Annotated in this window: 5 protein-coding genes; 3 read left to right on the top strand and 2 right to left on the bottom strand. The window is 68.2% G+C overall.

Annotation, left to right across the window (positions count from 1 at the left end):
• The first annotated feature begins 556 nt into the window (after positions 1–556).
• Complete coding sequence (locus ACFTZC_RS09040) at positions 557–1,072, top strand: hypothetical protein (RefSeq protein ID WP_382888104.1); 516 nt, start codon at positions 557–559, stop codon at positions 1,070–1,072.
• Between the two features lie 23 nt (positions 1,073–1,095).
• On the top strand, positions 1,096–3,606 hold the full coding sequence (locus ACFTZC_RS09035; protein WP_382888103.1) for a Helicase associated domain protein: 2,511 nt from the start codon (positions 1,096–1,098) through the stop codon (positions 3,604–3,606).
• Between the two features lie 1,267 nt (positions 3,607–4,873).
• Here ACFTZC_RS09035 and ACFTZC_RS09030 read toward each other — a convergent pair.
• Positions 4,874–5,035: a hypothetical protein gene (locus ACFTZC_RS09030; RefSeq protein ID WP_382888102.1), complete on the bottom strand. Its 162-nt coding sequence runs from the start codon at positions 5,033–5,035 to the stop codon at positions 4,874–4,876.
• A 353-nt stretch (positions 5,036–5,388) separates the two neighbouring features.
• Here ACFTZC_RS09030 and ACFTZC_RS09025 point away from each other — a divergent pair, with 353 nt between their 5' ends.
• Complete coding sequence (locus ACFTZC_RS09025) at positions 5,389–6,570, top strand: hypothetical protein (protein WP_382888101.1); 1,182 nt, start codon at positions 5,389–5,391, stop codon at positions 6,568–6,570.
• Positions 6,571–7,093: 523 nt separating this feature from the next.
• On the opposite strand, the gene ACFTZC_RS09020 is transcribed toward ACFTZC_RS09025, so the two are convergent.
• Positions 7,094–8,059: a replication-relaxation family protein gene (locus ACFTZC_RS09020; RefSeq protein WP_382888100.1), complete on the bottom strand. Its 966-nt coding sequence runs from the start codon at positions 8,057–8,059 to the stop codon at positions 7,094–7,096.
• Positions 8,060–8,385: the final 326 nt, after the last annotated feature.

The following is an 8,385-nucleotide window of genomic DNA, read 5'->3' as shown; positions in this document are numbered from 1 at the left end:
CGAACAGAGAAAACGTTCCCTTCCCGCCTATCATTGAAGCGATGGTAATGGAAATTACGATAGAGCTTCGCGATGTGCAAGCGAACACCCGCGCTGCGCGCGGGTGTTGCGCTCCTGCTCCGCAGGAGCGCTGGCGGCTCGCTTCGCTCCCCGCTCAACTCGCTCAACTCGCTCAACTCGCTCGCTTCGCGAGCGAGTTGGTGTCCCTTCCGCTGCGCTTCAGGGACAGGCGGCCTCTTTGCGGCCTGGGCCGGGGCTTCGCCCCGGTCGGGGGCTTCCGCTGCGCTCCAGCCACCTCCGCACTGCGTGCGGTTGGTGCGCCACGCTTCGCGCGGCGCACTGGCTGGCAACAGGGGGCTACGGGGGTGGTTGTCTTGATGGGAAGTCAGGGTGGTCTCTGGTCATGTGATTCTGCTTGGGCTTGACGGTAGGTCAGCGTGGACGAGTGATGCATCAAAATTGATTACTGATAGACTCTGGAATTATTGCTACCCAGTGGATGGGCGGTCATTGACCGTGAATGACACCGTATATCTGCATGAGGTGGGGTGAGGATATGGCTCAGCTCGCGAACGCATTCTCGGCCGGCTTCCAGGCTGCCCAGGGTTACCCGCCTGCAGAGCACGAGGTGCGTCTCGTTACCGCTGAGGAGGGTACGGCCGCTGTCGCACTGCTCGTTCGCGCAGGGGCAGCCGAGGCACTCCAGGAGTACTACGCCCAGCTCGGCTCTGTCGTCCTGCCTGATCTGGGCAGTGGCATCTGGATCGATGACGCTTCCTCACTCGTGTCGCAGGCCGAGGCTGGCAACTACCCCAAGAAGCTTGCTGGGGCCGTTCATGACACCGTGACAGTGTTCGGCACAGACGGCGGAGGAGGTATGTACGCGGTCAGTCACATCAGCGGCGGGATCTACCACCTCACGCTCGGCGCCCTCACCAACGACAGCTACGAGCTCGACGGCTACCGCTGCACAGCCACCAGTCTCCGGGGCTTCCTCGATCAGCTGCGCACCGACCTCGCCGGAGCCGTCCTGGCCCAGCAGGCTTCACACCCGCGACGGGGACGACAATAATCTGCAGGAGAAAGGACGCTTCGGTGGAAAAGAAAACGCTCCGTCCTCATCAGAGGGAAGCCGTCGATGCCATTGTCAAGGCTCTCGAATTCCCTGCAAGATCTTTTGTGCCTGAGCGCGGGCTCCGGACTCAGGTGATCATGGCCACCGGATCCGGCAAGACCCTCGTTGCCGCCCGCAGCGCGCAGGAGCTCCACGCGGGACGCGTACTGGTCCTTGTGCCCTCGCTGGATCTGCTCGCCCAGACCGAGGCCGCCTGGCGCGAGGGCGGACGTGGGGGCCCGATGATCGGAGTGTCCTCGCTGCGCGGGGACGAGGTGGTCTTCCCCAACACCACGGACGCGGACGAGCTGGTCGCCTGGGTGAAGCCGTTCGACCACGTCACCGTGTTCGCCACGTACGCCTCCTTGGGCCTGGGCACCCTGGAGCGCGCACACCGCGTGGGCCTGACGGGCTGGGACCTGATCGTGGTCGACGAGGCGCACCGGGTTTCCGGCCGGATCGGGAAGCCCTGGGCCGTCGTCCACGACAACACCCGGATCCTGTCGCTGCGCCGGCTCTACATGACGGCCACGCCCCGCCTGTGGCAGCTCGGGGACGAGGACCAAGAGGGCGCGCCGGGCGAGCTGGTGGCGAGCATGGATGACTCCCCGGGCTCCCCGTTCGGCAGCAGGGCGTTCACTTTGACGCTCTCGGAGGCCATCGACCGGGGAATCTGTGCCCCCTACCAGGTCGTATGCGTGGACGTCACCGACACCCAGCTCCAAGCTGCGCAGCTTTTGGGTGCCGAAGCACGGTCCGAACAGGTGCGCGGGGCCCGGCTCGCCGCGCTCCAGACCGCGCTGGTGAAGGCCTCGGCGGAGGAGGCCTTCCAGCGCACACTCGTCTTCCACCATGTCGTGAAAGAGGCCGAGGCATTCGCAGCCGGCCTCCCGGACGTCGCCGCGCAGCTGCACGCCGCCGACCCGCAGCTGTATCCGCGCACGATCTGGGCCAACTGGCTGTGCGGCGAGCACAAGCCCCTGCACCGCCGCCGTGTGCTGGACGAGTTCGCCGACGGTATCGCCACCGACGGCACCATCGTGGAGAAGAGCTACCTCGGGTCTGTAAAGGTCCTCGGAGAAGGCGTCGATACATCCCGATGTGACTCCGTGTACTTCGCGGACGTGCGCGGCTCCATGCCCGACCTCGTCCAGGCCGTCGGCCGGGCACTGCGAATGCAGCCGGGCGAGGGCAAGATGGCCAGCCTGGTCGTGCCGGTGCTGCTCGGGCCGGGCGAGACCGCGGACAACATGCTCACCTCCCGGGCGTTCGGCGGGTTGGCCAAGCTGCTGGAGGCGCTGCGGGCGCACGACGCGAGGATCGTGGAGAGCCTCGCGGAGCAGCAGGCCCCGAGCCGCTACACGCCCGTAGCCAAGGACGAGAGCGGGAAGAGCAGCAAGGGGGGTGGCGAGAGCTCCGGGGGCGTCAGTGCCCCCGCCAAGGCCCTGCTGAAGTTCTCCACGCCCCGCGACCCGGCCGCTCTCGCGGCGTTCATCAACCTGCGCGTCCTCAACCCCGAGCATGAGCACTGGCGGCGCGGCGTGGAAGCCGCCGTCATCTACGCCCGCGAACACGGCGACCTCCGCGTCCCGTTCACGTTCCGCGTGCCCGCCGTCGACGACCAGGAGGCGGAAGCCGCGGGGTGGCCGGCCACGCTCGCAGGTTTTCCACTTGGGCAATGGATCGCCGACGCCCGCCGGTTCTACGCCCGCGGCGAGATGGACCAAGACCGCGCCGTCCAGCTGGAGAAGCTCGGCATGATCTGGTCGCACTTCGACGCCGCGTGGGACGAGGGCCTGGCCGCCGCACGCGGGTGGGCCGCCGAACACGGGCACCTCCTGGCCCCGCTGGACGCCACCTTCCAGGGCGCGGCGGTGGGCATCTGGTTGAAGAATGCGCGGGCCGCAGCCCGGAAGGCTGCGGAGATCGAGCGGCGGCGCGCGGAGGGTCTGACGGTGGAGTCGTCGGCCGGGGCGCTGTCGGACGAGCGGCGCGAGCAGCTGGAGGAAATCGACGCGTCCTGGTGCCCGAGCTGGCCGGTGACGTGGCAGCGGTGCTTCCACCTGGTCCGGATGCACCTGGACGCGGGCGAGGCGCTGCCCACCGAGGCGGGCGAAGTCCTGTGCCAGGGCGAGGATCTCGGGCGGTGGGTGCAGTCCGTGCGGTACGGCTGGGACCAGCTCACGACCGTGCAGCAGTGGATGTGCGAACAGGTCCTCGGGATCGAGCCCGCGACCGAGGACGAGAAGCCGCCGCCGCGCCGTACGCAGGCCGACAAGTGGGCGATGCACTACGAGGCCGCCCAGCAGTTCTACGAGCGTGAGGGGCACCTTCAGGTCCCGAGGAAGCACGTCGAGCGGATCGTCGGCGAGGACCAAGAGGAGCGGGAGCACAAGCTGGGGGCTTGGGTCAGCAACCAGCGGAGCAGGGCGGCGACGCTGACGCCGGAGCGGATGGAGCTGCTGTCCGCGGTCGGGATGCGGTGGTCGTGATGGGCGCCGTCGTCACCGCCGCCCTCGCGGCCGGCTACCTGCTCGGGCGGCTGCGCCCCTGGCAGCGTCCGGGCGGGGCGGCCGATCAAGCCCGCGTCAGCGAAGCGTAGGTCCGAGGCGGCGCCGGGCGGCAGGCCGTCGTCGTCCTGGTCCACGTCGTCACCACGCCGCGCACCAGCTGGCGCATCATGCTCGCCCCGGGATGCTGGCGCCTGTACGCGATCCGGACTGGGGCGCCAAGCGCTCCCGGGGAGAGCACGAGTAGACGGAAGGTTGCCGACTCCCTTACTGGCGATCGACCCGCTGGAGGGACTTCGGCAGGAGAGGCCCGGACCCAGGCGTCCGGGCCTTCGTCGTGCCCCGGGATCTTTCCGGCCGCTGCTGTCCGGGGCCGGGCTTGCGGCCCTACGGAGTGAAGAAGCCGTGCCCGGGAGGACGAGACGCAAGCACCTGAGCCCTGTCACTGTCCCGCCCGCAATGTCGAACTCACGCCGGAGGCAGTACCGATGACCACTCGCCAGACACCCGGGGCAACACCCGCGCCGATCGCCGCTACGCTGAACACGCCACCCTGGGCCAGGGCCGAGACCCCACAGGGAAGCTCTCAGGCAGAGAGCCGCAGCAGGACTGCCGACCGTGCGGCGCACACCCCCGCGGACGACACCACGCAGGTGTCCGCTGTCCTCGACCCCTCTGCTCAAGGGAGCAGCATCATGACCCGGGACAACGTTCCCGCGCCCGTCCAGCCTCCCGACCCCGCGCCCGTTCCGCAGCAGCCCGCTGCCGGTGCTGGCCTGGCCGCCGCGATAGGCCAAGGTGCCGTTCAGGGCGCTGTTCGGTCCATCACGGCCCGGTTGGTGGACAAGTTCCTCACCGACCCGCCCGACTGGCTCAGAGCCTTGTGGAACGCGCTACCTCGGCTCTGGGAGTAGCCACCGTGGCCGGGCAGAACCACTCTGCCCGGCCACTGGCGCCGCTTCGAGCAACGTGTCGGCGTATGTGAGGGCTCACTGCGATGCATCAAATGATTACGTTTTGCACCAGAATGACATGTCTAGATCCTCAATAGATTCTCAATAGGAAGACACATTGGAGTACGGCGATTAGAGTCGCAGTCGACTGATGACTCACAAGACACGCGATAGATTGAGTCTTGGCATTACGAATGGCATTCTCCAATGACGGAGAACAGGAGAGCCCGCCACATTGAGATGTGACGGGCTCCGGGATCGCTCACCCGGACCTGGTATCAGCAGGTCCGGGTGAGTCACCCGCCGCGCAGCTCAACCGTGATCTGCACGATCGCGCCGAGCACCGTGACCGGGGCCACCACAGGTGATGCCACCTGGTGTAACCAGTTCAGCGCCCGGCGCCACGGCGCCAGCGGCTCCTCGGGGGCACCGGCCCCCTCCGGAGGAATCGAACACATGAGGTGCATGCATCCTTTCGTTCGCGACACGCGCTGACCGCGTGCCTCCTGGTGAGCGAGTTCCGGCGACCAGGTCTCCGGCCCTCGCCTCCCAGCAGGCGCAGCAGTACGGATCGCGGCGCGGGCGATTTCCCCGCTGTGACTCTATAGGGCTCCCCCGATGCGGGCGGCACGAATTCAAGAAACCGGGCTGGGAGTTAGTTCTCACTCGTTTTTCCACTCCCCGTTCGACGGGTGAATCGGACAGCATGTCCGCAGCCAGCAATCACATTGCAGACCCCTGCTGGCGATGTGAGGTGGCCCGTCAGGCGGCCGGTGGTCGGCGGGCGCAGGCTGATGATGTGGAGTGGCCTGTGGATGTCGCCCTGGCGCGGCCGGTGACCGAGCTGCCGACGGGGCCGTGGGCGTACGAGATCAAGGTCGACGGTCACCGGACGGTGCTGTGGCGTACCGGGGACGGTGTGCGGCTCCGCGTCCGTGCCGTCCAACGATCGCCGACCAGTACGTCGCAGGTCTGCACTTCCGTACGGTCGGCTTCTTGGCAGGATTTCGGTATGGACTTACAGGAGGTCGCAGCGGTCGCCGCAGCCGTAGTCGCGGGTGTGGGGATTCCGTCTACTCTGCTCATCGGCCGGTGGCAGTTACGCGCGGCGCTGAAGGCGGCAGATGCGACGCATCATGCTGGTCTCGCACAGGCGGAGGCGACGTACAAGGCCGCTGTGGACGCGGTGCGTGCTCAGTCCGACTCCACGCACGACCAGTGGCGCCGGGGCGTGCGCAGAGAAGCGTGTTCCGTGTTCCTCCTCGCGGCGGAGGAGGTGACGGGCCTGGCCGAGGAGATGCTGGACGGCTCAGGCGTCGAGCAGGACCTGGTCTCCGCGCGCCGTGCTCTGAAGCGGGCACTGGTTGTGCTGGAGCTTGAAGGGCCGGCCTCAATGGTCGAGGCTGCCGTGGAGATGAAGGCGTGCTGTGACGAACTCGTTTCTCTGGCGACCGACGACGGCTATGCGGCCAGGGTGTGGAGATCGTTCTACGCCGTTGTGGAGGCCGAGCGCGGGGCCACGGCCCGGATGGAGCAACTGACCACTCCCGCGCATGACGCATTGGTGGCATTGAGTAGTTTGCAGCAGAGGCTCGACAGCGTGCGGAGGGCTCATACCGAGGTGGTCCGGCCCGTGCGCGCCGGGCTCATCGAGGCGCTCTCCGGCTACCTTCCGCGAACGGATGAGCTTCTGGCCGATCCGCAGGTTGCCTACGAGGCGCTGGAGCGATGCCACATGAGAGCGGTCAGCTGTCTGCGGGAGCACCTGAGGATGCCGGAGGAAGAAGCAGAAGTACTGCTGCGGGACACCATGAATGACGGTCGCACGGCGATGCTTGACCACATGGCAGGCGAGTACACGCGCTTGGAGGAGGCACGTCGGGCGTTTCTCAGCGTCGCACGGCACACGTTGGACGGAGAGCTGCCGGACGTACGCCCCACAGGGCAGTCCGACCCTCTCGCGGGAAGGCTTGCCCACCCGCCGGAACGGTAGATCGCGGATGGGCAGCCTCCCACCGACAACGCGGGCTTGCCCAGGGTCACCTTGGACTTGCCCGCACGGTCGGCAGGGAAGCTTGCCCGGGTCAGGTGCGGAAGCGGGAGAACCAGCCACCGTCTTTCCACCGGCCTGCTCGGCTTCCTCATCCTGGCGGAGGCGCTCCTGCTCCTGGCGCTCGTGTTCGTGTTCGCCGGCTTCGGCCTGCTGCTGGGCTGCAACTGCCCGGCTCTGGCAGTCCTCGCACAGGTACGGGTGCGTCTGGCGCCTGGTCCAGTCCCGGGTGTGCCTGACCGCTTCCCAGCGGTCGTCGGTGAACTTGCGCCGGCAGTCCGTGCACACGGGCCGTGATGCCTCCCGCGCCGCGGCTTCCCGTACCGCACGGCGCCGCTGCTCCTCCCGGTCGGCCTGGCGGCGGCGGGCGAGGTAGGCGTTGCGGCGGGGGTTGCCGACGGCGTCTCTCAGCGGCTCGTGGTGGTCGCGGCCGAAGCGCAGGAACGCGGGGCCGGCCGGGCCGTGCTCACGCAGCAGGTCCAGCGTGGTCGCCACGATCGGGATGCAGCGGTCGTAGGAGTGAAAGCCCTCGCCACCACCGGCCCTGCCAGTGGTCGCGGGTGAGGTCGGCGACCTTGTCGGTCTGGCTCTGCGCGGAGCGTTTGCCGACCTGGTGGAAGACGAGCAAGACCGGCGGGTGCACCCGCTCGTACTGCTCCCCTGCGGGCGCGGACCAGCGGGTGCGCCACATCGGCTTCTCGATGCCGTCGGTGTCCTTCTCCATCCGCTGGAAGAACCTCATGTATTTGTCGAACTTCCGCGCGATCAGGACGGCTTCCTCGGTGCAGTTGTCGGCCTCGATGAACAGCAGCGGCACCCCGGCCTCCGGGGCGGTCAGGACGATGTCGGCGCGGGCGCTGCCGATCGCGGGGTTCTTCCAGGTGCCCTTGACCGGGAGGGCGACCTCGGTGGCGTAGGAGGTGAGGGTGCCGATCCCGTCCGGGGCGTCGACGGCGGCCCGCGCGGTAACCCGGGCTTCGGCCGGCTCTCCCGCGACCAGGTCGAGGTCGGGCTTGGGGCGGATCAGGGCGATGACCGTCTCGTTCACCGTCATCGGGTGGGAGGCGCCGGAGCGGCCCGCGCTCTTGGGCATGCCGCCCATCTCCTCCGGCTCACGGTCCAGGTCGATCGCGGCCGCGGCCAACCCGTCCTTCGTGAGCAGCCGGACCTCCTCCCCGCCCCGGGTACGGCCGCCGTCGACGGCCAGGCCGTGCCTGCGCAGATCGTTCACCGCGCCACGGTGCGAGGCCGTACGGGCCTCCTTCCGCTTGGCGGAGGTTGGTTTGGTCGTGTGCCGGTACGTCAGGTGCGGCGAGGACAGCCGCTGGATCTGGTCGGCCGTGGCGACCTTGAACACCCCGAGCACGCGCAGCACATCCGCGCGCAGCGCGTTACTCGATCCCGCCTCGTTCGCCTCGCGCTTGCCCGCCATCAGCCCCGCCCTCCCATCCGCACCCGGCCTGTCCCCGGGTGCGCTCGTCGCTCGCGGCCGGCCCCCGGACGCGACCGGGGACCAGCCCTCCGGACCCGATGTTCTCCCCCACCACCGACACCCCACTCACAAACAAGGGAGGACAAGAGGGTCGTGACACTTCGGTGGAGGCCCGAAAAGCCGTGGTGAGCAGGAGAAATGCCCAGTGCGTGGTAGATGCGAACGGAAGTGGCTTCGGCAGTGGGAACACGGCTGTCGGCATCGACGGCCATCGTGAGACGTTGGTCTCCTGAGCGGCCAAGCCCTCGAGTCTGGTTAGGGTCGGG

It is taken from the genome of Streptomyces sp. NPDC056987 (assembly GCF_042673865.1).
Taxonomy (GTDB): Bacteria; Actinomycetota; Actinomycetes; order Streptomycetales; family Streptomycetaceae; genus Streptomyces.
The sequence above is the reverse complement of the archived record's forward strand: the minus strand, read 5'-3'. Positions and strand labels throughout refer to the sequence as shown.